This is a genomic window from Serratia sp. CY76391 (assembly GCF_052166695.1).
Lineage (GTDB): Bacteria > Pseudomonadota > Gammaproteobacteria > Enterobacterales > Enterobacteriaceae > Serratia > Serratia nematodiphila.
Map to the genome: position 1 here is coordinate 1 of NZ_JBJNOJ010000003.1, position 26547 is coordinate 26547.

The 26547-nt window shown below is 56.6% G+C and carries 23 protein-coding genes; 11 read left to right on the forward strand and 12 right to left on the reverse strand.

All coding sequences use genetic code 11. The features are described from left to right. Positions 1–173: tail fiber assembly protein (locus ACJ8PN_RS07875; protein ID WP_442534814.1), on the forward strand; the 173-nt coding region annotated here is incomplete at its 5' end. A gap of 150 nt (positions 174–323) precedes the next feature. On the opposite strand, the gene ACJ8PN_RS07880 is transcribed toward ACJ8PN_RS07875, so the two are convergent. Together ACJ8PN_RS07880 and ACJ8PN_RS07885 are read right to left on the reverse strand one after the other, a co-directional pair. After that, a complete protein-coding gene (locus tag ACJ8PN_RS07880; protein ID WP_442534789.1) occupies positions 324–1415 on the reverse strand; it encodes a hypothetical protein in 1092 nt (363 codons plus the stop codon). Between the two features lie 635 nt (positions 1416–2050). Further along, on the reverse strand, positions 2051–2932 hold the full coding sequence (locus ACJ8PN_RS07885; RefSeq protein ID WP_442534790.1) for a hypothetical protein: 882 nt from the start codon (positions 2930–2932) through the stop codon (positions 2051–2053). A gap of 1154 nt (positions 2933–4086) precedes the next feature. Here ACJ8PN_RS07885 and ACJ8PN_RS07890 point away from each other — a divergent pair. The 5 genes from ACJ8PN_RS07890 (at position 4087) to ACJ8PN_RS07910 (ending at position 8609) form a co-directional block, all read left to right on the forward strand. Continuing rightward, positions 4087–4599 (forward strand): DUF2165 family protein, encoded by a 513-nt coding sequence (locus ACJ8PN_RS07890; RefSeq protein ID WP_420276792.1) that lies wholly within the window; start codon positions 4087–4089, stop codon positions 4597–4599. A 234-nt stretch (positions 4600–4833) separates the two neighbouring features. Beyond that, a complete protein-coding gene (locus ACJ8PN_RS07895) occupies positions 4834–5121 on the forward strand; it encodes a hypothetical protein (RefSeq protein WP_442534791.1) in 288 nt (95 codons plus the stop codon). A 625-nt stretch (positions 5122–5746) separates the two neighbouring features. Continuing rightward, the gene (locus tag ACJ8PN_RS07900) at positions 5747–5944 is read left to right on the forward strand and encodes a hypothetical protein (protein WP_351109398.1); all 198 of its coding nucleotides are present in this window, start codon (positions 5747–5749) and stop codon (positions 5942–5944) included. 98 nt (positions 5945–6042) lie between these two features. After that, complete coding sequence (gene yieE / locus ACJ8PN_RS07905) at positions 6043–6909, forward strand: DNA-binding transcriptional regulator YeiE (protein WP_015378518.1); 867 nt, start codon at positions 6043–6045, stop codon at positions 6907–6909. Positions 6910–7130: 221 nt separating this feature from the next. Then, a complete protein-coding gene (locus ACJ8PN_RS07910) occupies positions 7131–8609 on the forward strand; it encodes an amino acid permease (RefSeq protein ID WP_033632569.1) in 1479 nt (492 codons plus the stop codon). A gap of 45 nt (positions 8610–8654) precedes the next feature. Here ACJ8PN_RS07910 and ACJ8PN_RS07915 read toward each other — a convergent pair whose 3' ends face one another. Then, on the reverse strand, positions 8655–9755 hold the full coding sequence (locus ACJ8PN_RS07915) for a GGDEF domain-containing protein (RefSeq protein WP_171454413.1): 1101 nt from the start codon (positions 9753–9755) through the stop codon (positions 8655–8657). 364 nt (positions 9756–10119) lie between these two features. On the opposite strand from ACJ8PN_RS07915, the gene ACJ8PN_RS07920 reads away from it, so the two are divergent. Both ACJ8PN_RS07920 and ACJ8PN_RS07925 read left to right on the forward strand, forming a co-directional pair. Further along, positions 10120–11202, forward strand: coding sequence for a FecCD family ABC transporter permease (locus tag ACJ8PN_RS07920; protein ID WP_004935667.1), 1083 nt, complete (start codon positions 10120–10122; stop codon positions 11200–11202). Continuing rightward, on the forward strand, positions 11199–11987 hold the full coding sequence (locus ACJ8PN_RS07925; RefSeq protein ID WP_171454412.1) for an ABC transporter ATP-binding protein: 789 nt from the start codon (positions 11199–11201) through the stop codon (positions 11985–11987). Before ACJ8PN_RS07920 ends, ACJ8PN_RS07925 begins: the two co-directional genes overlap by 4 nt. 33 nt (positions 11988–12020) lie before the next feature. On the opposite strand, the gene ACJ8PN_RS07930 is transcribed toward ACJ8PN_RS07925, so the two are convergent. From ACJ8PN_RS07930 to puuR, 5 genes are all read right to left on the reverse strand, one after another. Then, positions 12021–12968 (reverse strand): siderophore ABC transporter substrate-binding protein, encoded by a 948-nt coding sequence (locus ACJ8PN_RS07930; RefSeq protein WP_171454411.1) that lies wholly within the window; start codon positions 12966–12968, stop codon positions 12021–12023. Between the two features lie 55 nt (positions 12969–13023). Beyond that, positions 13024–15012: a ligand-gated channel protein gene (locus ACJ8PN_RS07935; protein ID WP_143778322.1), complete on the reverse strand. Its 1989-nt coding sequence runs from the start codon at positions 15010–15012 to the stop codon at positions 13024–13026. Between the two features lie 244 nt (positions 15013–15256). Beyond that, positions 15257–16252: an ABC transporter permease gene (locus tag ACJ8PN_RS07940; RefSeq protein WP_004935654.1), complete on the reverse strand. Its 996-nt coding sequence runs from the start codon at positions 16250–16252 to the stop codon at positions 15257–15259. After that, positions 16249–17760, reverse strand: a complete 1512-nt coding sequence (locus ACJ8PN_RS07945) for a sugar ABC transporter ATP-binding protein (protein ID WP_171454410.1) — start codon at positions 17758–17760, stop codon at positions 16249–16251. The genes ACJ8PN_RS07940 and ACJ8PN_RS07945 overlap by 4 nt, the downstream gene beginning before the upstream one ends. A 157-nt stretch (positions 17761–17917) precedes the next feature. Continuing rightward, complete coding sequence (gene puuR / locus ACJ8PN_RS07950) at positions 17918–18475, reverse strand: HTH-type transcriptional regulator PuuR (protein WP_171454409.1); 558 nt, start codon at positions 18473–18475, stop codon at positions 17918–17920. 395 nt (positions 18476–18870) lie between these two features. Between puuR and ACJ8PN_RS07955 the strand changes: the two genes are divergently transcribed. Both ACJ8PN_RS07955 and ACJ8PN_RS07960 read left to right on the forward strand, forming a co-directional pair. Beyond that, positions 18871–20289: a glutamine synthetase family protein gene (locus tag ACJ8PN_RS07955; protein WP_171454408.1), complete on the forward strand. Its 1419-nt coding sequence runs from the start codon at positions 18871–18873 to the stop codon at positions 20287–20289. A 535-nt stretch (positions 20290–20824) separates the two neighbouring features. Continuing rightward, positions 20825–22192 carry an APC family permease gene (locus ACJ8PN_RS07960; protein ID WP_004935642.1) on the forward strand — a complete coding sequence of 456 codons (1368 nt, stop codon included), beginning with the start codon at positions 20825–20827 and terminating at the stop codon, positions 22190–22192. 71 nt (positions 22193–22263) lie between these two features. On the opposite strand, the gene sbcB is transcribed toward ACJ8PN_RS07960, so the two are convergent. From sbcB to ACJ8PN_RS07975, 3 genes are all read right to left on the reverse strand, one after another. Further along, positions 22264–23691 carry an exodeoxyribonuclease I gene (gene sbcB / locus ACJ8PN_RS07965; protein WP_442534792.1) on the reverse strand — a complete coding sequence of 476 codons (1428 nt, stop codon included), beginning with the start codon at positions 23689–23691 and terminating at the stop codon, positions 22264–22266. Positions 23692–23781: 90 nt separating this feature from the next. After that, positions 23782–23970 (reverse strand): DNA polymerase III subunit theta, encoded by a 189-nt coding sequence (locus ACJ8PN_RS07970; RefSeq protein WP_004935635.1) that lies wholly within the window; start codon positions 23968–23970, stop codon positions 23782–23784. Positions 23971–24024: 54 nt separating this feature from the next. Continuing rightward, complete coding sequence (locus ACJ8PN_RS07975) at positions 24025–24231, reverse strand: hypothetical protein (RefSeq protein ID WP_442534793.1); 207 nt, start codon at positions 24229–24231, stop codon at positions 24025–24027. Between the two features lie 258 nt (positions 24232–24489). Here ACJ8PN_RS07975 and ACJ8PN_RS07980 point away from each other — a divergent pair, with 258 nt between their 5' ends. Then, on the forward strand, positions 24490–25599 hold the full coding sequence (locus ACJ8PN_RS07980) for an SDR family oxidoreductase (protein ID WP_004935629.1): 1110 nt from the start codon (positions 24490–24492) through the stop codon (positions 25597–25599). Between the two features lie 36 nt (positions 25600–25635). Here ACJ8PN_RS07980 and ACJ8PN_RS07985 read toward each other — a convergent pair whose 3' ends face one another. Then, positions 25636–26382 (reverse strand): S24 family peptidase, encoded by a 747-nt coding sequence (locus ACJ8PN_RS07985; RefSeq protein WP_442534794.1) that lies wholly within the window; start codon positions 26380–26382, stop codon positions 25636–25638. Positions 26383–26547: the final 165 nt, after the last annotated feature.

Genomic DNA, 26547 nt, shown 5'->3' on the forward strand with positions numbered 1-26547 from the left:
AATCGCGGTTACTGAGCGAAGCGGAAGACGTGATAAGGCCACTTGAACGCGCCGTGAAACTCGACATGGCCACGGACGCAGAAAAGGCCAAGCTGGACGCCTGGGAGCGCTACAGCGTGAAACTGAGCCGGGTTGATGTCGATAATCCGGCGTGGCCGGATAAGCCAGAGTAACCCACATAGAAATGACCGCCAGCCCTGAGCTGGTTTTTTTACGTCCAAAAAGCGAAAGCCCCGAGTATTGGGGCTTGATTATAAATCAGCGGTAGATGTGGTAACCAATTAAAATACAACAATAGTGACTATTGTATAATAATATATTTATTATGGTTCTCCGGGGTGACTCACTGTAAAAAATGCCGCAATAGGGTTGGCGAGCGACATATTCGCTGTTGTTACTCCTACTCGCTGACTGCCTGCAAGATGAACTATGGATTCAATTCTCTTTTCTGGCAATTTTATTGAGTTAATAAAAGTCATATCTTCTAAAGTCAATGATATCAGCTCGTCAGAGTCTTGAGAATGTGTTGGATTAGGTGAGGCTATTAAATACAATAACTTACCTTCAAAATCAAATGCAGATGCGGTAAATCTACGAGGGTATGCAGGTGACTCCGCAACTAGTTTATTGTTGTTGTTTATATCAAAGGCATAAACTTTTGATGTTGAGCTAAAATCTGTTTCACTATCAGCAACACAGACTACGTATAGGGTGTCTGTAATATTATCCGCGAAAATGGATGTTATGCTTGTGACTGGCGTGGTATTTATGTCAGGCATGTAAAACCCATCAACAAGCATATCATCTGTGTCGTCAATGTAAAATATGGCCTCCATTTTCTCCTGAAGCCCATTTGATATGAATACTCTACGCCTTTTACTAATGGCTATGTCTTTGTTAGACAACCCCAGTGTGTTAAAGTTATATGGAGTTAAATCTAGTTTTCTCTTGTATTCGTTTGTATTTCCATCAAATATGTAAAACCCACAAAAAATGGGTGAGTTATCTGCACAGCAATAAAGTTCATTATTATCAATATCAAAATGAATAGCATTAATGATATTCCTGTTGACCAGCTCGTCTGGGACGAGCATCTGCTTTAATGGTGAGATTTCTGATATGCTAAGCTTGTCATATTCTAATAACGATAAGGTGCTCGGCCTGTCTACATGGAAGTAGCTAGAGTATGCTTCATTGGTATAACCGTGCTTAATACACATTGCAGCGATGCTTCCAGTTGTTTTAATGTTTTTTTCAAGCTTGTTACCACTATAGCCCACACTGATAGTTGATATATTGTTTTCTATGCCTTGTATATATACGCAATCTTGCTCTATGCAATATGCAATTATCTTAACTTGGCCGCCAGGGAAATTATCACTTGGTAGATATATTGGGTCGCTAATTTTGCTCATTTATCATTTCTCTCTAATTCTATTGATTGGTGAGTAAGGTATTGTTCTGGATTAATTATTAAATTAATAATTTAATCCTAAGCTTTTATAGTCATGTTAGATTGGAATTGTCAACCAAGAGGCTATGCTGCAGAGTGCAGAGGCTTCGATTATGACAGGATATCGACAAGGTTTAACCTTATGTAATCAGTAAACTACGCATCAAAATCTGCTAATTAAGAAAAAGGCAAGATGTCATCCACATGTCTAAAAGAAAATCCCAAACCATAATCATGTCCTTGCATATGGGACTGCAGCCCCATTTCCGAACACATCCCTGCTTCTGGAGCTGCCTTTTTGGGTGGCGATGACGAAAGCCCCGACACAGGAAGCGCAACACTAACTAACTTTCGTCACTGCCATTGTTTGGCGGTAATGCCCGGCACTAAAAAGGCAGTGGCACATAGCGATAAAATTGCAGGGCATTACCATTGATTGGGTGGTGCAGCATCAGACTGACAACAAGGTACTGGCGCTGCACCGTTGCTCCCTTGAAGAGCGATTTGAATATATGGATGGGAGATTTGGGGTGTCAACTGAGTAAATGATTTCGTGTGGTGCGGAGAGAGAAAACCTAGCGTAGTGGTTGGGCGGTTCTATACCGCCTTTTGTTCTGCTTTAATCAAACGTAATGCCGCTTGTTGAACAGTAGTTACCGGAACTACTCTAATTGAGTGCTTATCTCCAACCTCTTGTATGGCGTGGAGGGCTTCATGCAATTTCGCAAATTGAGACTTCCCGTAAGTTGCGTCATTATCTGGTGGGCGATACACAATAAGTTCGAAACAATCCCGATCAAAGATATCGTGATCTTTAACAGACAAAAGGTCAAGTATTCTTGCTTTATTCCTGTCAAGGTGTGCAGCGAGATTAGTTGGTATCAGACGATCTGTGTTAACAGCTACTTTAGTGCTCAAATAAAATATTTTTGCAGCTCTTGCGTGCCCGTCTACTTTGAATTCTCTGTTGAAATATTGCTCATAATAAGGTGATTTATTAATTATTGTTGCTCTTAGCTGATTTGCCCAGGTGTTTTCTGATGAATATTTCTCATCATTCTCATCTTCTGAAGAGAAAAAATCTAGAGAAGATAGGCTGGCAGTTAATTGAACTGCCTGTCTTAAAATACCAGTCATATCACTTGATTGGGCTGATGTAATTCCGCCTAAGACGGCTCCAACTATTGGGGACTTCCAGCCAGAAAAGCTTTTATGCATCTTCAGGTGGTTTTCTAAGTTTTGTATGATAATTTCAATTATTGAGTGAAACTGTGAGTGCTTATTACCATACATTGCTTTTACTACGTCAGGACGTATCGCATTACATACTCTTACCACACCATCCTCTGAGTATGCAGCAATAATCACAGTGAATTTTTCTCCTGAACCCATCACGGGTTCAAGATACACTGGCGCCCAAGTCGCTCTGAAGCTTGGTGGGCGAGGTGCTGACTTGAGAAGTTTGTTATAATCAAGCATTTATGAAATCCGATTGTGCGGAACCTACCCGTATATTTATCATCGATTTTAGCAGGTTTTGTCTAATAGACAAGAAATTACAAAGAGATTTTATAATATTAGAATCACCACTTATAGAGTTTGTTGTGATGTGTATCGCGTTACGGTTAATTAATTCATCCGTCCAAATACTACCGTCAGTATGTTTTTGAGCACTGAGGTCGTTACTGACAAGCCCTACCATTGGGTGGCGCAGCGTTACCAATCCCGTGAATAACACTGCGCCACGCTTGTGCAAGCAGCCGAAAAGTAAAAAAGGGAGTTGAGCGGTGTCAATAGGGGCGGCAACGTCTGGGCTGCAGGACCGGGTCGGGCACGACGAATAAGAACCCTGCAGATTATCCAGACGTCACCATCGATTGGGTGGCAGCACCTGGTCGCCTTTATATCCGAACCCCGAGAAGATTTACGTTAACCCAAGTGCCGCCATTGTTGGGTGGCGACCTTCAACCCATGTTCAATGCCAACGCCCGTTAGCTGGTTAAGTTGAAGGTCACCATTATTTGGGTGGCCGTTCATTTCAATGCGTGGGTATCCGCACGTCGGTAAAGATGATGGAAGATAACCCCCGCATCCTCTGACTGAAATGAGCAGCCATTGGGTGGCGCGCCACTTGCTACAGGGAGGTAGGTGACGGCGCGCCGTGCTCGGAACGCGCGAGCAACTGAACGTTAAAAAAGGGAGTATTTGATTGTCAACGGAAGGGTTGCGGCACACTGCATGTTTTCACTGAATCTTCGGACTGCCAAAGGGTTCATCATGCGTGTGCCGCCATTGGGTGGCAACCAAAGCCCCTAAAGTGAACGCCTGCGGAGCGGACAATAATTTTGGCCTTGGCTGCCATTGAGTGGCGCGACCTGGAAGTTGCTGAGAAAACCAAGCCGCGCCGTGCCTGTCGAAGAACACGCAGTTATAACTTGTTAACGATAGAGGGTGACTGTCAAGGTGAAAGGAATGAGCGGATTGTAGCCGAGGATTCATGTTAAACACTGGTTGCTCAATCACCCGCAGTCAGCGCACGTTGCACGTTGACAGGAGATACCTCCCTGCAATTGCATAGTGTTTTTAAGTTGTTAGGTTGACATCCTATCTCCATTTGCTAATCGAGGTATTTCATGAACGAAATAAAAATCTCTCGCTTTGTTTGTTTGGTTATGTCTCTATTCCCAGCTCTTTGGGGGATTTTTAGCTTCATGAATAATATCACTGATTTTTCCGATACTGCGCAACACGCGGTGGCACCTTTGCTATCAATGCAAGATACTTATAACGTTCCTGGGCAAATGTGGCGAGCCATAAACGTTAGCTGGGCCCCGTTTATTGGTATGGCTGCAATTACAACAATGGAGACACTCGCGGGAATATTTGCCACTATCGGGATAGTAGTGATGTTGAAAAACTTTCGTAATCCTTACCATGACTTTGCGAAAGGCAAGGCTTGGTCCATGATGGGCGCTTCATTCGCCATCTTGGTGTGGGGGATTGGTTTTATGGTGGTTGCTGGTGATTGGTTTTTGGCGTGGCAAGCTAAAGAAAATCCGCTGGCAACGCAAATGGGGGCTATGATGTACACGCTTCCTTGTGTATTGACGCTGATTATTTTGATGTTGCAACGTGAGCCTCAGTAGTTACTGCGCCGGGGTAACCCCGGCTTTAACTCTCCAGCTAACCTCCTCGCTTCTCGACGTGCCCTGAAGTATTTTCCTCGATAGCTTATCAGCCCGCTGGCGTAATGTTGCACACTGACGACCTGTCCATACCTGTCATCCGAACGGTTAGTGGGGCTGGTGCGCAGAAGACATATTGACGACCATGACCTCCCAGCAACACGCTATAACCTCATCTAACAAGGGAGTTAAGATATGCGTCAATTATCAATCGGTGTGCTGGTGGCGTCACTGCTGGGATTTGGGGTGACTGCTACTGTGGCAGCTCCAATGCCGACGGTTAGTGCTGATACATCCCCCGCGATCGCGCCACTTGTTGCGCGCGGTCCTGGCCCAGTCATTAACCCGGAAGGCTCGAAATACATGGAAGATAAAAAAGCGGCGATGGAAAAACAAATACCACAGCACACCAAGCAGGGTAAGCCGGTTAAACACCACAGCAAGAAAAAACATCACAGTAAAAAGCATCACAGTAAAAAGTAGTAATTGACGGCGGGCGCGGCGTGGTGGCTAATTTTTGTGCTGCGCCTGCATCGCATGACCTAAATTCAGGTTGGCCTATATCATGAATATATCCATCAGTCCGCACCGCGCAGCACACTTCCACACTTATCAAATATCGGTAACCAGCCACTGATCAGATTCTTCAAACATTTCCTCAACAAGCATTTTGACGATTTTTTGCTGGACTTCTTGCATGACGTCGAACTTAAGGCCATTGGTTGAAGCGAAAGACAGTAGGCAATACGCGTTATAAAGGTGTGCCGAGGGATGCGGCCGCGTTGGTGCGGGAGAAGTAGGGGAATTCTTATTAGTAGAGCTGATAGGGCGGGGTTCGTGAGTGAATTTCAACAGCAAGCTACAGTTTTGTATGGTGGTTAAAATATAGTCACACTGAGCTATTCGCCCATCAGTGTGTCCATTGTCCTCATTAATAAGTTTAATACCATTATATTTATTAAATAAAATCAAAGGGTTGTTAATTATTATAATTATAACCTATCTGAATAAGTGGTATGGGATCAGGCATTGGCATAACGCCGCATTGCGGCTAGGGTGTGGAGGAGCGGCGAGCCGCCGTCAACTTTCCAACGAACAGGAGCAGGCGATGGATACCGACGATCAACGCAGAGAGCAGGTAGATCAGGAAGTGGGGCGCGCGGTGCGGCGGTTGATTGAAGAAAACAAGACGATCGACCGCGATCATCTCGTGGCGATGCTGCAATTGATACTGCGGGACGAAGCCGGCACGCCGCGCGAGGCGGCGCTGGCCGCGGCGGCGCAGCTGGTCGCCTTGGGCAAATAGCGCGCCGATCTGGCCGCAAACAGGGTAGCCTGGCCGGGCTGCCCACATCACCATGTTGGGGTTCTCTGGCAGAACCTTCTTTCAATACCGGGACGGCTATGCATATCACGTTGCGTCAACTGGAAGTTTTCACCGAAGTGCTGAAAAGCGGTTCGACCACTCAGGCCTCGGTGGTGCTGGCGCTGTCGCAGTCGGCGGTCAGCGCGGCGCTGGCGGATCTGGAGGGGCAGCTGGGCGTGCAGCTGTTCGATCGCGTCGGCAAACGGCTGGTGATCAACGAACACGGCCGCTTGCTGTACCCCAAGGCGCTGGCGCTGCTGGAGCAGGCGGGGGAGATCGAGCAGCTGTTTCGCCATGATGGCGGGGCGCTGCGCATCGCCGCCAGCAGCACCATCGGCAACTATATGCTGCCGGAGATGATCGCCCGTTACCGCCGGGACTTTCCGGCCACGCCGCTGGAGCTGAACGTCGGCAACAGCCAGGACGTGATCGTGGCGGTAGCGGATTTTCGCGTCGATCTGGGGCTGATCGAAGGGCCTTGCCATATGCCGGAGCTGGTGACGCAGCCGTGGCTGGAGGACGAGCTGGTGGTGTTCGCTGCGCCGGATAACCCGCTGACCCGTCAACCGCCGACGCTGGAGGCGCTGGCGAATGCGCCTTGGATCCTGCGCGAGCGCGGTTCGGGCACTCGCGAGGTGCTGGATCATCTGCTGTTGGCGCACCTGCCGCACTTCCAGCTGGTGATGGAGCTCGGCAACTCGGAGGCGATCAAGCATGCGGTGCGGCACGGTATCGGCATCAGTTGCCTGTCCCGGCGGGTGGTGGCGGAGCAGCTGGCCAGCGGCGCGTTGGTGGAACTGCCGGTGCCGCTGCCACCGCTGCGGCGCACGCTGTACCTGATCCGCCATCGGCAAAAGCACATTTCCAACGCGTTGCAGCGTTTTCTCAGCTATTGCGTGCTGTAATCGACAGCGCGTCACGTCTTCTATCGCCGCGCAGGCCAAAGAAAGCATAAAAACCTGCGCGCGCTCACATTAATGAGAGTAAGTAAGGCCATAAGGGGCGCGGCTAATAATTGCCTCTGAATTATGAAGCTATCTTATATCGGTGCAATGTTGCTAGTTCACCGGCGGGTATTTGTTACAATCCGCCCTCATTTTTCGAAGAGCAGATAGATAGGGAACGAATGGCTCAGCAGGATATAAAAACATCGGGGCAGCAAGCTCCCGGATTGCGCCGCGAGCTGAAAGCCCGGCATTTGACCATGATCGCCATCGGCGGCTCCATCGGCACCGGCCTGTTCGTCGCCTCGGGCGCTACGGTTTCTCAGGCAGGCCCCGGCGGGGCGCTGCTGTCTTACGCTCTGATCGGTTTGATGGTGTACTTCCTGATGACCAGTCTGGGCGAACTGGCGGCCTTTATGCCGGTCTCCGGTTCATTCTCCACCTACGGCGCCAAATACGTGGAAGAAGGCTTCGGCTTCGCACTGGGCTGGAACTACTGGTACAACTGGGCGGTGACCATCGCCGTTGACCTGGTGGCTTCGCAATTGGTGATGAGCTACTGGTTCCCGGACACGCCCGGCTGGATCTGGAGCGCGCTGTTCCTCGGCCTGATGTTCCTGCTGAACTACATTTCGGTGAAAGGGTTCGGCGAGGCGGAATACTGGTTCGCGCTGATCAAGGTCAGCACCGTGATTATTTTCATCGCCGTCGGCGTGCTGATGATTGTCGGCATTCTGAAAGGCGGCGAGCATGCCGGCTGGCAGAACTGGACCATTGGAGATGCGCCGTTTGCCGGCGGCTTCTCGGCGATGATCGGCGTGGCCATGATCGTCGGCTTCTCGTTCCAGGGCACTGAACTTATCGGCATCGCGGCCGGCGAATCGGAAAACCCGGGTAAAAATATTCCGCGCGCGGTGCGTCAGGTGTTCTGGCGTATCCTGCTGTTCTATATCTTCGCCATCCTGATCATCAGCCTGATCATTCCGTATACCGATCCGAGCCTGCTGCGCAATGACGTGAAAGACATCAGCGTCAGCCCGTTCACCCTGGTGTTCCAACATGCCGGCCTGCTGTCGGCGGCGGCGGTGATGAACGCGGTGATCCTGACGGCGGTGCTGTCGGCCGGTAACTCGGGCATGTATGCGTCGACCCGCATGCTGTACACCCTGGCATCGGAAGGCAAAGCGCCGCGCATCTTCGCCAAGCTGTCGAAAGGCGGCGTGCCGCGCAACGCGCTGTACGCGACCTGCGTGGTGGCCGGGCTGTGCTTCCTGACCTCGATGTTCGGCAACCAGTCGGTTTACCTGTGGCTGCTGAATACCTCGGGCATGACCGGCTTCATCGCCTGGTTGGGCATCGCCATCAGCCACTACCGTTTCCGTCGCGGTTACATGCTGCAGGGGCGCGATCTCAACGACTTGCCGTACCGTTCCGGTTTCTTCCCGCTGGGGCCGATCTTCGCCTTCGTGCTGTGTCTGATCATTACTCTGGGGCAGAATTACCAGGCCTTCCTGCAAGACAAGATTGACTGGTACGGCGTGACCGCGACCTACATCGGCATTCCGCTGTTCCTGCTGATTTGGTTTGGTTACAAGCTGTCGCAAGGCACCCGTGTCGTGAAGTACAGCGAAATGGAATTCCCGAAGATGGACGTGAAGTAATCTTCGGTGAGTGACGCGCGGCGGGGGCTCCCGCCGCGTTTGGGTTTACTTTTTCCCGCCTTTGGCTTCCGCCAGCGCCTGCTGCGCCGAGCTCATCAAACTCTCTACCGTCGCGTAATGCTGCGTCAGCGCCAAAATGCCGGCGTTAAGCCGCATGTTCACCTCGCCGAACGCGCCAAAATCGTAGGGCGCCTCCAGCGGCGGCACAATGCGCGCCAGAAACTCGCTTTCCGCGCCGTAGGGCAGATCGTGCACCAGAATCAAAAACAGGCCGCCGGTATAACGGCAGACGTAGTCGCTCGGGCGGATCAGCGTCTTGAGGCGCTCGCCGACGGTGCGCAGTACGTCGTCGCCGATCTGGACGCCGTGACTTTGGTAGAGCGCCGCCAGCGGACCGAATTCGAGAATGAACAGGTGGGAGATCGTCTGCGCCGTTGCGGGGCGGCAGATGCTGCGCATCACCACCTCGCCGCCCGCTCGGTTGAGGAAGCCGGTCAGGCGATCGCGGTGCGATGCCTGCTGCTTCTCCCAGGCCAGCGTGACGTGCTGCACCAACTGGCGGTGGTAGCGCGCGATCATGCCATGGGCCAGCACCAGCCACAGCGGCGCGAGATCCGCCATGACAAACAGATTTTGCACGCGCGACAGCGGCGCCGCCAGCAGGTAGGGCAGCGTCAGCGCGATCACCTCAAGCAGCGCGAAGCGCGGCGCAGCGGCATGGCGCTGCATCAACCAGCAGGCCAGGGCGGTGATGGTCAGGCCGGCGAACAGGATCAGCACGAAGCGGCCCGACAGCATCGCCAGCGCGGCGCTGGCGCCAACCAGCAGCGCCCACAACAACACCGTCACCAGCATGGCGTTCGGCCAGGCGGGTTGGCGCCTCTGCGCCAACCTGGCACGCCCGGCGGTCAACAGCAGCAACAGCAGCAGCAGGCCGATACCGACCAGCGGTTGGTTCAGCCAAGCGTACCCCACCAACAGCGCGGCCGGCCCCACGGCATTCAGCCAGGGGGTGAGAGGAGAGGGCGTCAGCGTGAGACGCAGCTGGCGTTGGAACGGCTCGTCATCGGCGTGCAGCGGGCTGTGCAACAGCCAGTTCAGCAGCGCCGGGCGTTTGGGCGTTACCGCCGGAGATGGACTTCTCATTACAGCCTCGTCAATAAGGCCGCTCTTGCGGCGGCCTGAAAGTTTTTTGCACGCGCGGTGCTGTGGTTTTGGATTCTATGTGGTTTTGCCGTTATTTGTCAGAGTCTGGTCGGATCAGGAATAATTTTCAGAATAATTAACCTACTGGCCGTTGGCGGGGGAAAGCGTGGTGGTTTGAAAAATGGCGATAAAAAACAAATTATTACATTTCAACAACGCTGTTTTCACCCATTGATATGATTGATAAGTATTATCGTTTGCTTTATTGTGGGCGGCTGCGCACAGGCGGTCGCCGCGCGCTTTCCGGTTTACGGCGGACGCCTTCGCGCCGCTGTCATGATGGTTGTAACAGGTATCTTAACGAATGAGCGTATCCACCGATCCCATGACTGACGCCAAGGGGCAACCCAACGCCGGCGTGATGGGGCGTTATCAGCATATTCTTCGCCATCGCCTGTTGATGATGGGCGTGTTGGCACTGGCGATCCTGGGCTCGCTGCTGCTGGATTTCACCATGGGGCCATCCGGCCTGTCGCTGTCGTCTTTGTGGCAAACGCTGCTTGATCCCGCCGCGGCCGATGCCGGCACGCGGGTGATCGTCTGGGACATCCGCTTGCCCTATGCGCTGATGGCGGTGGTGGTGGGTTTTGCGCTCGGTCTGGCCGGGGCGGAAATGCAGACCATCTTGAATAACCCGCTGGCCAGTCCCTTTACTCTCGGCGTGTCTTCCGCCGCGGCCTTTGGCGCCGCGCTGGCGATCGTGCTCGGCATCGGCATTCCGGGTATTCCCGATCAGTGGTTCATCTCCGCCAACGCCTTTATCTTCGCGCTGTTCGCCGCGCTGATGCTCGACGGCATCACGCGCTGGACGCGGGTCGCCACCTCCGGCGTGGTGCTGTTCGGCATCGCGCTGGTGTTTACCTTTAACGCGCTGGTCTCGATGATGCAATTCATCGCCAGTGAGGACACGCTGCAGGGGCTGGTGTTCTGGACCATGGGCAGCCTGGCGCGCGCCTCGTGGGACAAGCTGGGCATTCTGTTCGGCGTGTTCGCCGTGCTGCTGCCGCTGTCGATGATGAGCTCGTGGAAACTGACCGCGCTGCGTCTGGGAGAAGACCGGGCGGTGAGCTTCGGCATCGACGTGCGTCGTCTGCGGCTGACCACGCTGCTGCGCATCAGCATGCTCTCGGCGCTGGCGGTGGCTTTCGTCGGGCCTATCGGCTTTATCGGCCTGGTGGCGCCGCACATCGCCCGCATGATCTTCGGCGAAGATCACCGTTTCTACCTGCCGGCCAGCGCGCTGATTGGCGCGCTGGTGCTGTCGATGGCCTCGGTGGCGTCGAAAAATCTGGTGCCCGGCGTGATCATTCCGGTGGGCATCGTCACCTCGCTGGTCGGGGTGCCGTTCTTCCTGAGCATTATTCTGCGCCATCGGGGGAACGTATGAATCAGGGCTTGCGCATAGAACACTTCTCGGCGGGCTACCCAAAGCGTCAGGTGATCGGCGATCTCTCGGTGCCGATGCTGCCGCGCGGGCAAATCACCGTGCTGCTGGGGCCGAACGGCAGCGGCAAATCGACGCTGCTGCGCTCGCTGGCCGGGTTGAACCCGGCGCAGGGCAAGCTGTGGCTGGACGACGGCGATCTGATGCAGATGCCGTTCGCCCGTCGGGCGGAGAAAGTGGTGTACCTGCCGCAGTCGCTGCCCGCCGGGGTGCATCTGCACGTGCTGGAGTCGATCATCGTGGCGCAGCGCGCCTCGGGCGGCCGCAGCAACGCCGGCAGCGAAGCGGAAGTGATGGCTTTGCTGGAACAGCTGGGCATCGCCCACCTGGCGTTGAGCTACCTCGATCAGCTGTCCGGCGGCCAGAAACAGCTGGTGGGGTTGGCGCAGTCGCTGATCCGTCAGCCGTCGCTGCTGCTGCTGGATGAGCCGCTGAGCGCGCTCGATCTTAACTATCAGTTCCACGTGATGGATTTGGTGCGCCGTGAAACCCGCAAGCGCAATATCGTGACGGTGGTGGTAGTGCATGACATCAACATCGCGCTGCGTCACGGCGACCACGTGCTGATGCTGCAGGATGGCGATCTGATCGCCGACGGTGCGCCGGATCAGGTGATAACGCCGCAGAGCCTGGCGCGGGTCTACGGCGTGCGCGGGCGCATCGAGCGTTGTTCGCAGGGCACGCCGCAGGTGCTGATAGACGGCCTGGTAAACCAGCCGACGATTTAATCCAGGAAAAAGCCCGGCATCGCCGGGCTTTTTTTATCGCGCAGCGTGGGTTAGCGCCTCGCTCACGCGTTCGACGACGTGCTGGGCGGTGACGATGCCGCCGGACAGATAGACCTCGGCCGCCGGCAGGTAAACCACCTGGCCTTTCTTCACCGCCGCGGTTTTCTTCAGCGCGGTGCCGGTAAGGATTTTCTGCGGCGCCACCGCGTTCGGCCGCCCGGTCGCGGCGTCCCTGTCGATGATGAACAGCCAGTCCGGATTCAGTTTGGCCACCTGCTCAGGCGTCAGCTTATTGCCGCGCACGTCTTTTTCATCGGACTGCAACGCGGACGAGAAGCCGAGGGCGTCATAGACGAAGCTGAAACGGCTCTTGGGGGCGTAAGCGCTGATCTTGCCGCCGGAGAACAGCACCACCAGCCCGCGTCCGGCCTGGGCGGCCTGTGGTTTGACCGCCGCGATCTGCGCATCCAGCTTATCGACTGCCGCCTGCGCCTGTTGCTGCTTATCGAACAGCTCACCCAGCTGTAGCGTGCGCTGTTTCAGGCTGCCCAACTGATCCTGCTGATCGACGGACATATTCAGCGTCGGCGCCAGCGTGTTCAGCTCGTCATAGGCTTTGGACGCCCGGCCGGCGATCAGGATCAGATCCGGTTTGGCGGCGCGCAGCACGGCCATATCCGGCTCGAACAGGGTGCCGGCATTGAGGTATTTGTCGTCCTGATAGCGCTTCAGGCTATCCGGCAAATTCTTACGGTTGCCGGGCAGCGCCAGCGGTTCGACGCCCAGCAGCTGCAGCGTTTCCAGCGAGGCGTAATCCAGCACCACGATGCGCTGCGGGTGTTTCTTCACCTCGGTGCTGCCGTTCAGGTGCTGGACGTTGACGGTGGCCGGGGCCGCCGGTGCGTCGGTTTTGCTGTGGCAACCCGCCAGCGCCATCGCGGTCAGCAGGGCGATCATCAGGGGGGAGCGGCGTAATTTCATGGGGCTTCCTCACGGTGATGGAATGAAAAGGGCGCGCAGCGCGCGCCCGGGGGCATCAGAAGTTGTAGGTCATGCCGACGGTGTAACGGCGGCCGTCCAGCGTGGTGTTGTAGTGATCGTAATCCACGGTCTTGTCGAGGATGTTGTAGACCCCGCCGGTCAGCTGCAGGTTTTTCGCCGCCTGGTAGCTCAGGCCCGCATCGACGAAGGTGTAGGACGGCGTGCTCTTGGCCATCGAGGTACGGCTCAGATACTCAGACGTTTTGCTGCGGAAATTAACGCGCGACCACAGGCTGAGGTCCTGCGTGGCGCGCCAATCCAGCACGGTGTTAACCATGTGCTTCGGCATCTGGTTCAGCGCCTTGCCCTGGAACTCGCCGCTCTTCTGCTCGGAAGCGGTGTAGGTGTAGTTGGTGTTCCACTTCCAGTCTTTGTTGATCTGCCAGCCGAAGGTGGCTTCTACGCCGCGCATATTGGCTTTGTCGACGTTGACGCGATCGCTGATAAAGTCGTAGACGTCATTGCCGATCTTACAGTCCGGCGTGTCTTCGCAGCGGCGCACTTCGGTGATCTTGTTCTTGAAGTCGGTGTTGAAGACGGTGACCCCGGCGTTGACGCCTTTCAGGCTATCCCACATCAGGCCGATCTCTTCGCTCAGGCTCTTCTCCGGCTGCAGATCCGGGTTGCCGACGATGATGCCTTTACGCACGCCGCCGCCGGTGACCTGGCCCCAGTTGGCGGAGGATTGGCGCAGATCCGGCGATTTGTAGCCGGCGGAGACGCCGCCTTTCAGCGTCCACTGTTCGGTCAGGTGCCAGACCCCGTACATGCGCGGCGTCCAGTGGCTGCCGAAGTTTTCGTCCTGATCCATGCGGATGCCGGTCGTCAGACTGAAGTCGTTGGTCAATGCCCACTCATCTTCGGCGAACAGCGCCCAGCTCCAGCGCGTCAGCTTGCTGAGACCTTGCGCCGATTCAAGCTGGTTGCCGCTGTCGCTCAGTTTTTCATAGCGATACTGACCGCCGAGGTTCAGCATGTGTGAACCCAGCTCGAACTGGTTCTGGGTGTTGAAGATGGTGTTGTACATCTTCATTTTGCGGCCCGGGTTGTTGGTCTCTTCCCGCTGAACGTAGCTGGTGGAATTGCCGAAGTCGTAATAGCCGTTGTGGGTCAGCGCGTAGTTGGTGCGCGTATACAGGCTTTCGCTGCGCGATGTCGGCGTGCATTTGCCTTTGCTGCAGCGTTCCGCTACCACCGATTTGCCCGGCGTGCTGTTGCGATCCTGCAGCGAGCGGCCGATTTCGAAGTCGAATTCGTTTTTCTCGTCCGGGGTCAGGGTGAACACTGCGGTGCCGCTGCGCATGCGCTGCTCGTTGTAACCGTTGGTGATTTTATCTTCCGCGCGGCGCGACAGCAGGCCGTTGACCCGCAGGCCGAGCAGGCCTTCAACCAGCGGGCCGGAGGCGTAGGCGTTGGTCTGGAACAGATCGCCGGAATCGCGGTTTTCCTGAAGGGTGGCGTCGCCGTGCAGCGAGCCTTTCCACTCGGTGCGCGAGGTTTTGCGGGTGATGACGTTGATCACGCCGCCCATGGCGTCGGAACCGTACAGCGAAGACATCGGCCCGCGCACCACTTCGATACGTTCGATGGCTTCCATCGGCGGCAGCCAGCCCTGTTCGATGCCGGCGTTATCGCTGTTCGGCCGGGTGCCGCGGGTGTCGACGCGCTTGCCGTCCACCAGGATCAGCGTGTACTTGGAAGACATGCCGCGAATGCTGATGTCGCTGCTGCTGGCGCCGCCGGTGACGACCACGCCCGGTACGTCTTTCAGTGCATCGGTCACGTCGCGATAGGCTTTATCTTCAATTTGCTGGCGCGGGATCACCGAGATGGAAGCGGCAGAGTCCTGAATTTTTTGCTGAAAGCCGGAGGCGGTGACGACCATGGTGTCCTGGGTGTCGTCCTGCGGCGCGGCCAGTGCGGCGGTGGCGCTGAGTGAGGCGATCACCAGAGCGGCGAGCTTGCTGTAACGTGGCGTTTCCATGAGGTAAACCTTTCCTGGATTGAAGTGAAAGTAATTAACCAATTGAATTTCTAATGAAATTATTCATCGTTCGCTGAGAAATACTTCGCTTCGTCAGCGTTGCGTGAGGGTATTGTAAGGATTTTTTTCTTAATGTAAACGCTAATGATAATTCATATCATTTGTATGCTTGTTCTGCTGACGGAAAAGGGTAACCGGATGAATTAAAGGGAAAAGCGGCGCAGCGGGCGTGCGCCGGGAAGGATCAGCGTTTCTGGATGTAGGTGATGGCCAGCGCCAGCGCCAGCACCAGGCCTTTGATAATGTCCATGGCGTAGTAGGGCACCGACAGCATCACCAGGCCGTTTTGCAGCACGCCGAGGATCACCGCGCCGATCAGGGTGCCGAGCGCATTGGGTTTACCGGCGCCGGCCAGCGAGAAGCCGATATAGGCCGCCGCCACCGCGTCCATCAGATAACCGCCGCCGGCATTGACCTGCGAAGAGCCAATACGTGACGCCAGCAGGATGCCGCCAAGCGCCGCCAGCCAGGAGGAAATGACATAAGCGGCAACCCTGTAACGCACGGTGCGGATGCCCGACAGACGCGCAGCCTCGGGGTTGCCGCCGATGGCGTACATGCGGCGGCCGTGCTTGGTCAACGACAGGAACAGCTGCACCGCCACGGTGACCGCCAGCATGATCAGCACGATCACCGGCACCTGACCGAGAGCGGCAAACACTTCCGGGATCGGGCCTTCCGCCATGTCGCCATTCGGCAGCACCATGTTTTGGGTGATGGAACCTCCGTAGCTGTAGGTCATCGCCACGCCCTGGATCACGAACAGGCTGGCCAGCGTCGCCAGCATATCGGGAATTCTGAACACCACGATCAGCAGGGCGTTGAACAGGCCGACCAGCGTGCACAGCAGCAGCGTCACCACGATGGCGCCGGTGGTGCCGAAACCGTGCCAGACGAACAGCGAAATCACCAGCGCGTTGGCCAGCGAGGCGGTCGAGCCGACCGACAGATCGAAACCGCCGACCGACAGCGAGATGGAGACGCCGATGGCGATCACCGTCACGATGGCGATCGAACGCAGGATATTGATGATGTTGTTGGCATCGAGAAAGTTGTCCGACGCCAGGCCAAACAGGGCGATCAGCGCCGCCACGGTCAGCAGCATGCCCCATTTGTAGAGGAAATCAAACAGCTGTTGGCGCCAGGGCAGCGCAGGCCGCAAGGCAAATTCTTTACTCACGCAGGGGTTCCTCCGGTGGAATAGAGCAATAAGGTTTCTTCGTCGATGTCGGCGGCGTTCAATTCCGCCACGATGCGGCCGTCCCACAGCACGCAGATGCGATCGCACAGGCCAATCAGCTCGGCGAACTCGCCGGAGGCGTAAATCACGCCTTTGCCGGCGCGGGCCAGGCCGTCGATCAGGCTGAACAGCTCCTGTTTGGCCTTGATGTCCACGCCCTTGGTCGGTTCATCGAAGATCAGCACCTCGGCGTCGCCACGCAGCCACTTGCCGATCGCCACTTTTTGCTGATTGCCGCCGGACAGGCGCGCCAGCCGCTGTTGCGGGCCGGAGGCGCGAATATTCAGACGCTGCATGATCTCGCGCGCCCAGCGCAGCTCTTGCCGCCGGCTGAACAGACTCCAGCGCGAGAAGCTGTCATCGGCGCTGACGCTCAGGTTCATCGGGATCGCCTCGTCGATGAAAATACCTTCTTTGCGGCGTTCTTCCGGCACCAGCGCCAATCCTTGTTCGACCGACAGGTGCGGCGCGCGTGGCACCCAGGGCTGCCCGCGCAGTTCGCCGCGCTCGAGCTGCATGGCGCTGGCGCCGAACAATGCCTTGCACAGTTCGGTTTTGCCCGCCCCGGCCAGCCCGGCGATGCCGAGGATCTCGCCCTCATGCAGCCGCAGCGAAACGTCGCGCAGCTTATGGCGATCGTGCAAGCCCTGCACCTGCAGCAGCGTTCGCTCAGGGTGTGGCGGGCGCGGCGGTGGGAAAATGTCGTCCAGCCGATGGCCGAGCATCTTCTCGACGATCTGTTCGCCGCTCAGCCCGCGCATGGCGTCTTCGCTGACGCGCCGGCCGTCGCGCAGCACCGTCAGCCGATCGCAAATGTCGCTCAGTTCGTGGATGCGGTGGGAAATAAACACGATGCCGATGCCTTCGGATTGCAGGCGGCGCACCACGTTAAACAGGCGCTCGCTCTCGGCGCGATCGAGCGGCGCGGTCGGCTCGTCGAGCACCAGAAAACGGCAGCGGTGCGACAGCGCGCGCGCCAGCAGCACCTGCTGTTTTTCCGCCAGCGTGCAGTCCGCCAAGCGTCTGCGCGGGTTGAGCGGCAGCGCCCATTGCTGCAGCAGCTGCGCGGCGCGGCGGTGCAGCTCCGCCCAGTTCAGCCAGTGGCCCGGCTCGTTCAGCCAGTCAAGCATGATGTTTTCCGCTACCGACAGCGTGGGGATCAGCGCGACGTCGACCTCTTGCTGCACCACGTGAATACCGTGACGGCGCGCCTGCAATGGGGAGTGGATCGCCACCGGCTGGCCGTCGATCAGGATCTCGCCGCGATAATGATCGTGGGCGCCGGAGAGGATCGCCATCAGCGTCGACTTGCCCGCGCCGTTGGCGCCGACCAGCGCATGGATTGATCCGCCCTGCAGCGTGAAGTCCACGTCCTGTAGCGCGTTGAAGCCGGCGAAGGCGATCGAGATATTGCGCATCTCGAGGCGTGAAGGCGTTGCGGTTGACATAAGGTGTTAAGGCCGTTTAGATGTTTAGATGGCTGTTTTGCTCTGTTGTAACACAGATTGCGCCGTTGGCAACCAACAAAATGGCATAACGGCGATGAAAAAAGCGTGGGTGGGCAGGGGCGCAACCCGCGTCAGGCTGCGCCGGTGCGAGAAGCGGTCAGAAGGTGGTAGGGGTGTGTGCGCTGACGATGCGGCAAATGCGCGCCGACGTATTGCTGAAGCTGTGCGGAATGCCGGTGTTGATGGCGTAACTCTGACCGGCACTCAGGCAATAGCTCTGGCCGTTGATGGTCAGCACGATCTCGCCTTCCAGCAGGGTGCCGATCTCTTCGCCCTGATGCTTGATCTTTTCGCCGGTGGTGGTGCCGGGCTGGTAGGTTTCCAGCATCATCGCCAGGTTGCGCGTCGGGCTGCCGTTGTGCACCAGCTTCATCGACACCCCCTGGCTGCCGATCTCAATCAGATCCTCGGCGTCGATCACCACGCGCGGTTCGTCGACGGCCTCCGGTTCGGCAAAGAATTCAGACAGCGACAGGCCATACACCTTCAGCAGCTTTTGCAGCGTGCTGATGGCCGGGCTGACCTTGTCCTGTTCGATGGTGCTGATCGCACTGTGGGTTAACCCGGACAGTTCGGCGACCCGGCGCTGCGACAAACCCAATTGCTGACGGATCTGTGACAGGCGTTTGCCCGGTGCCAAGCTGGCTTCGCTCATAGCGGTACTTCCTTCTGGTAGGGGCGACAGGCAGACATGAATATCGTTATCGGGCGCCTGTCTGGGCGATAACGATGCTGCATGATATCGATAGTTAGGGCAGGTTTGGAAAATATATTGCCCATGTTCACTCTCGGTGCGTTGGACGAAATAGTTGACGTAAAAATGGCAGCAAGGCCTTTTCGGTCAATATTTTATCAATTTAGCAGCCGGTGGTGAATAATCAAACAGGATTGTAACATTTGCAAACCCATTCTGTTAATACTATGTTTCATATTGTGGATGTTATTTTGAGCGCCCGGCAGCGGCGCGACCTGGCGAGAAATCCAATCATGTGTTGAATCGAACGGCGGACGGGCGCTAACGCGCCTTAAGAGCATAATGGCGGGTGACGTATGCAAACCAATAGCGCAGCAGTTGAACATTTTGCACAGCATCATGAAGAGAGGCGAAGTAGCGCGTTCCAAAATGAGGTTGCTCATTATTTGGAACGCCATCCCGCCACGCAGTATGTCGATATCCTTCTCACCGATCTCAATGGTTCCTTCCGCGGCAAACGCATACCCGTCTCAGGGTTGAAAAAACTGGAAAAAGGCAGCTACTTCCCCGCGTCGGTGTTCGCCATGGACATCCTCGGCAACGTGGTGGAGGAGACCGGTCTTGGGCAGGAGCTCGGCGAGCCGGATCGCATTTGCCTGCCGGTGCCCGGCTCGCTGACGCCGTCGGCCGCCGATCCGGAGCATATCGGCCAGGTGTTGCTGACCATGCTGGATGAAGATGGCACTCCCTTTGACGTTGAACCCCGTAATGTGCTGAACCGCGTGTGGCAGGCGCTGCGACAGCGCGGCTTGTTCCCGGTGGCAGCGGTAGAGCTGGAGTTTTATCTCATCGACAGGCAGCGCGACGCAGAAGGCGATTTGCAGCCGCCGTGTGCGCCCGGCACTCAGGAGCGCAACACCCAAAGCCAGGTGTACTCCGTCGATAACCTGAACCATTTCGCCGAGGTGCTGAACGATATCGACGTGTTGGCGAAGCTGCAGGGGCTGCCGGCGGACGGCGCGGTGGCGGAGGCGTCGCCGGGGCAGTTCGAGGTCAACCTGCGCCATTCCGACGACATCTTGCTGGCCTGCGACCACGCGCTGGCGCTCAAGCGGCTGGTGCGGCTGGTGGCCGAGAACCACGGTATGCACGCCACCTTTATGGCCAAACCCTATGAGGATTACGCCGGCAGCGGCATGCATGTGCATGTCAGCATGCAGGACGGGGCGGGCAACAACCTGTTCGCCGACGGCGAAGGCGAGGATTCACCGTTGCTGAAACAGGCGCTGGCCGGGATGATCACCCTGATGCCGGCGTCGATGGCGCTGCTGGCGCCGAACGTCAATGCCTATCGGCGTTTCCAGCCGGGGATGTATGTGCCGATCCAGGCCGCCTGGGGCCACAACAATCGCACCGTGGCGCTGCGCATTCCCTGCGGCGAACCGGAGAATCATCGGGTGGAGTACCGCGTGGCCGGCGCCGACGCCAACCCCTATCTGGTGATGGCGGCGATCCTGGCCGGCATGTTGTACGGGTTGGACAACGCGTTGCCGTTGCCTGAGCCTGTGACCGGCAACGGGCTGGAGCAGGAGGGGCTGCCGCTGCCGATCCGCCAGAGCGATGCGTTGTACGAGTTTGAACATCAGCATGCGTTGACCCACTATCTGGGCGAGCGCTTCACCCAAGTTTATCACGCCTGCAAGACGGACGAATTGCTGCAGTTTGAACGGCGGGTGACGGAAACCGAGATCGACTGGATGTTGAAAAATGCCTGAATGGGCGTATAAAGTAAGAAGTATGTGCGGGCGACCGGCCTGCCGGTAGCGGATTAATTCGCCTGCCGGGCTGGTTTTCCGTGCGATCGACAAAAAGAATTTGTATTTGAGGGCTTCCGGATCTTGTCATCCGGAGGCATTCTGGTGCAAAATATCTCAAATGCAGATAGCCGACGTTTTGAAAGCGTCGGTTATTTTTTTTGCATTAAGTTTTACCAACGTAGCGTTTCATACACCAAGCGAGGCCGGACACCGATCCGGATAGATAAATAGTTTCGTGCACGATCAAACAAAACTTTATGGTCGTGACTCATGAGGATTAGAAAGATGGGGCAATTTTTCACTTTAGCGCCGGTGCCCGCCGGTTTCCGCTGTGGCCGCAGCGACTATGGAGCAGCCGAGGTTACCTCGACCCGTTATCCAGCTTACAATCCCCTTCTTTTAGAATTAAGTCGCTCGTTGCGAAGTTTCCCCGCAACCTTAAGTCTTGGCGTGTCCGCCATCCGCAAGGCTCAAGGTAAGGGGGGGCTGAACAATGTCCGATAACACCCTTAACGCCGCTCCGGCTCAGCGCACTCAGCTGCGTAAAACCCTGACATTAGTTCCGGTAGTGATGATGGGTCTGGCTTATCTGCAGCCAATGACTATCTTCGATACCTTCGGCATCGTATCCGGCCTGACCGATGGTCACGTCGCGACCGCGTACGCCTTCGCTCTGCTGGCGATCCTGTTTACCGCCCTGAGCTACGGCAAGCTGGTGAAGAAGTTCCCTTCCGCCGGTTCTGCCTACACTTACGCCCAGAAAGCCATCAGCCCGCACGTCGGCTTTATGGTGGGCTGGTCATCGCTGCTGGACTACCTGTTCATGCCGATGATCAACATTTTGCTGGCCAAGATTTACCTGGAAGCGATCTTCCCGGGCGTCCCGTCCTGGATCTTCGTGGCGGTGCTGGTCGGGTTGATGACGATTTTCAACCTGCGCGGCATCAAGCTGGTGGCCAACCTGAACTCCATCATCGTGGTGGTGCAGGTGGCGATCATGATCGTGTTCCTGGGTCTGGTGATCAACGGCGTTTACCACGGCGAAGGCGCCGGTACGCTGGTCAGCAGCCGCCCGTTCTGGTCCGATAACGCTCACGTGGTGCCGATGATTACCGGCGCGACCATCCTGTGCTTCTCGTTCCTGGGCTTCGACGGCATCAGCTCGCTGTCCGAAGAAACCAAAGACGCAGAGAAAGTGATCCCGAAAGCCATCTTCCTGACGGCGCTGATCGGCGGCATCATCTTTATCGTGGTGTCTTACTTCGTGCAGCTGTATTTCCCGGACATCTCGCGCTTCAAGGATCCTGACGCGTCGCAGCCTGAAATCATGCTGTACGTGGCGGGCAAGTTCTTCCAGTCGGTGATCCTGGTGTTCTCCTGCGTGACGGTATTGGCGTCAGGCATGGCGGCGCACGCGGGCGTTTCGCGTCTGATGTACGTGATGGGCCGCGACGGCGTATTCCCGACTCGCTTCTTCGGCTATGTGCATCCGAAGTGGCGTACCCCGGCGCTGAACGTGCTGCTGGTTGGCGCCATCGCGCTGTCTGCGGTGTCGTTTGACCTGGTGACCGCGACCGCGCTGATCAACTTCGGTGCGCTGGTGGCCTTCACCTTCGTCAACCTGTCGGTGATCTCGCAGTTCTATATTCGCGACAAGATGAACCGCACCGTGAAGGACACGTTCAACTACCTGATCCTGCCGGTGATGGGCGCACTGACCGTCGGCGCGCTGTGGATCAACCTGGAAGCCAGCTCGATGACGCTGGGCCTGGTTTGGGCGGCCATCGGTCTGATCTACCTGGCCTTCGTCACCCGCAGCTTCCGTCTGCCGGTGCCGCAAGCGAGCGAAGACGCTGCCTAAGCGCGAGCCGTCTCCTCAGCCACAAAAAAGGCCGCTTTCGCGGCCTTTTCCTTTTCTGCTTGCTGCGGGTTTTATCCCACCAACTCTTTGCCGTAATCGAACAGCGCTTTCAGCAGGGCGGTTTTCTCTTTGTCGCCTTCGTGCAGGTTATACAGTGATTCGAGCTGCAGCAGGTAACTCTGCACGCGCTCCGCGCTCAGCGCTTCCTGGCGGTGTTGCAGCCAGCGGCGCTGCTCGGCGTCGTCCAGCGTATTCGGATAGTTGCGCGCGCGGAAGCGGAACAGCAGCTCTTTCATGCGGCCGTCGCTGAAGGCCAGATCCAGCGCCGGCAGGTTCTGCGGCTTGGTCTGCTGGATAATCCTCATCGCCGCCTTGTCGGCGTCGCTGAAGAAACCGTCGTACAAGCGGGCGTCGACGTCCTCGGAACCTTTGAACGGCTCGGCTTCGGCGAACAGTGCCACCACTTTCTCGCGCACTTCCGGATGCTGTTTCAGCAACTGCAGATTTTGCAGACACGCCTGACGATCGATGCCCAGCCGCTCGGCGTTCTCCGGCAGCAGGGTTTTGGCCGGCGCCAGCACCGGGCATTTGTTGATGTGCACCAGCTTGATCGGCACCGGCGCCTGATCCGGCGCCAGATCGTCGCGGCGGGTGTACAGCCGTTCACGCAGCTGCTCGGCGCTCAGCGTCAGCAGCGGCGTCATGTCGCCGGCGAGATCGCACATGATCACCGCGTTCTTGTTGTCCGGGTGCCAGGCCAGCGGCGACACCCAGCTGGTGTTGCCGCGCGCCGCGCCGAACATGCCGGAGACGTGCACCAGCGGCGTCATGTCGGCGACGTCGATCAGGGCGTTCAGTTTGTGCTTGTTGCGGTGTTGCAGCAGGAAATCGAACAGCCGCGGCTGCGCCTGCTTAACCAGCTTGGCCATCGCGATGGTGGCGTATACGTCTGACATCGCGTCGTGAGCCTGCGTGTGTTCGACGCCGTTGGCGCGCGTGAGGTGTTCGAGGCGGAAGCTGGGGAAACCGTCTTCGTTTTCCGGCCAGACGATACCGTCCGGGCGCAGGGCGTAGCAGGCGCGCATCACATCCAGCAGATCCCAACGCGAGTTGCCGTTTTGCCAGCTGTAGGCGTAGGGATCGTAGAAGTTGCGATAGAAGATATTGCGGCTCACTTCGTCATCGAAGCGGATGTTGTTGTAACCGAGAATGCAGGTGCCGGCCACGCTGAAGGCCTGATGGATTTGGCGGGTGAACTCGGCCTCGTTAACGCCTTTGGCGCGCGCCACCTGCGGCGTGATGCCGGTGATCATCACCGCCTCCGGTTCCGGCAGGTAATCGTCGGCCGGGGCGCAGTAGATGACCAGCGACTCTTCGATAATGTTGAAATCCATATCGGTGCGCACGCCGGCGAACTGCGCCGGGCGATCCAGCGACGGGCTCTTGCCGAAGGTCTCGTAATCGTGAATATAAAATGTGGCCGTTGCCTTGCTGCTCAAAATCGCGTCTCTTCAGTGGCGGATACAATATGCCTCTATTGTAACGGCGTGGGGAGCGATGCCAAGCGGCGGTTAGCGAAATGCGCGCAATTACGCACGGCGATAGTAATCCAGCCGCTGATGAAAGTAGGGGAGCAGGTGGTCGGGGATCTGTTGTTCCGTTTCCGTCTGGGTCGAGGCGATGCCGTAGCGCTCGTTGTAGATCACGCTGATGGCCAGCAAATCGGTTTCTATTTTCTCGCGTTGCGCCTGCGGTAAGCTATCCAGCTTTCGAGCCATCGTTATCTCCCTGTTAATCTTAGGGTATAATAGGATCGTTAGCCGGTCTTGTCCCTACCCATTCCGGGGGGCGGCGGAGGCCTGAACGCTTTGCTGCGGGCAGGGGGGCACACTGTGGCGGGCGGCGAACTCGCTCTGCGCCTGGTGCGCATTGAGGCGATCTGCCCGATTATACAGCGAACAGGCGCCGCTTATCACTGCCCCCCAAAACAGGGTGCACAGCAGCAAAACCCCCAACCAGATTTTTTGGTTATAGGTCATAAGTCCTCCACGGACCAGAAGAGAAATAACATTGACCGTTAAATTAAATCAGGCACTACATCAATGGTATTTAAACGGCGGAGATTAATCATAGAATCTACGCGGTTCTTTTGTTACTAAACCCATGATGGATGTTTCAAAAGATTCCTTAAGATAATATTAAGAAAAGTGTTTAAGGGCGCCGTAATTCTATTTAATATTTGTTTAAATATCCGCGGATACAATCAACCACATTCAATGCCAATGTGGGTGACAATGATGAAAACGCTACTGTTGACCGGCGCTACCGGCTTTCTTGGTGGTGCGGTTCTCGAAAAGTTATTGATTGAAAATCAGTCAGTTAATTATCTTTTGCTGGTGCGTGCAGACGATGCGCAGCAAGGGCTGGCCCGTATTCGCGCGAATATGGAAAAGTTTAATATCGATGCGAATCTGCTGTCTAAAATTACGATTGAAAATATATTATTGGGCGACCTTTCCGAGCCGGCCGACTTTTTAACTGACGCGCGTATTAACAATGTTACGCACGTTATTAACTGCGCGGCCGTTGCTTCATTTGGTAATAACCCGCTCATTTGGAAGGTAAACGTAGAAGGCACTCTGGCCTTTGCCGAAAGAATGGCGCAGGTACCGGGATTAAAACGTTTCCTGCACGTCGGCACCGCCATGTCCTGTTCGCCGGAGCCGGGTTCGCTGGTGGCGGAGAGCGGCGAGTTTGAGGAAGACGCCGAACACCTGGTGGAATATACCCGTTCCAAATCCACCATCGAACAGCTGATGCGCCAGCGCTGCCCGCAAATGCCGTTGACCATCGCTCGTCCGTCGATCGTGGTGGGGCACACCCGCCTGGGCTGCCAGCCTTCCAGCAGCATTTTCTGGGTGTTTGGCATGGCGTTGATGCTGCGCAAGTTCATGTGCTCGCTGCAGGACAATATCGACGTGATCCCGGCGGACTATTGCGCGGATGCGCTGGTGATGCTGATGAACAGCGAAACGCTGGAGAACGACGTTTATCACATCTCCGCCGGTGAGGAGAGCAGCGTCAGCTTTGCCGAAATTGACAATGCCATGGCGGCGGCCCTGGAAAAAGCGCCGGTGGGCGATGAGTATGCGCAGGTGACCTATGACGCGCTGGTGAAAATGCGCCGCCAGCTGAAAGACATTTTCGGTCCGTGCAACGAGCGGCTGATGCTGAAGGCGATGCGCCTGTACGGATCGTTCGCCATGCTCAACGTGCGTTTCAGCAACGAGAAGATCCTCAAGCTGGGCATGCCGAAACCGCCGCGTTTCACCGACTACATCGCCGGCTGCGTGCAGTCGACGCGCGGGCTGTCTATCCAGCAGCAGATGGTGGTGGACTTCAAATAACCGCAGGGCGCAACGGGCGCCCGAGGTTATCGCCCGTTACCAGGACGAAGACGACCAGAAGACGCGGCCGAGCACCACCAGTTGCTCCTTGCGCTGCTGATAGCTGAGATACTCGTCCTGGTACTCTTCCCGGTTGAGGGAGCGGATGATGACGCCGCCGTCCGGCTGTTCGATCAGCACCTTCACCCGCAGCAAATTGCCGTGGCGGATGGCGTAGGTCTTGCCCTCGCGGATGCGCGTGTCGTCGGTATTGATGCCGACCACGTCGCCGTCCTGCAGACGCGGTTCCATGCTGGAGCCGGAGATGCGGATAATGCGCGCGGCGTTGACCGCCACCCCCATCTTGTGCAGATAGTAACGGCGGAAGATCAGCGAAAACTCCTCGCGATCGACGATTTCGTAGCAGCCGTCGCCGGCGGAAAAATCGATATCCAGCAGCGGGATCTCCACAAACTCTTCCTTGTCTTGTTCGGTATCTTCCCATACCACCGGTTTCAAACGGGCGGGCTGGAAGTCCGACTCCGCCGCCACGTTGTCAAACGGGCGCACCAGCTGCTTTTCATGAAACACGTCGAACCAGCCCTTGGGCAAATTCAGCCTGGCCTCGATCCGCCTGGCCAGATTGTCGCCAAGATTGCGGGAGGATTTCTCCCCGATGATTTGGCTCAGCGTCGGCGCGGAAGACTCAACCAGCGTGGCGAACTCATTCTGGTTGACGCCTTGCCGGGCGTAGCGGGCCATCAATTCGCGCAGATTGTTGCGCCTGATTTCTTTAGTTTCCATCGTTTGATGATCGCACTCTTTAGCAAAAAGGTAAATAACGGTTTTGCTAAAAAACGCTTGCGCATTATTTAGCAATTAGCTAAAACAGAAAGGGTGAGCCAAAGGTTCACCTGTGCGGAGCGGCCTGTCATGATGAGAGGCCGCTCAGTGAAATCAAACGAGAGA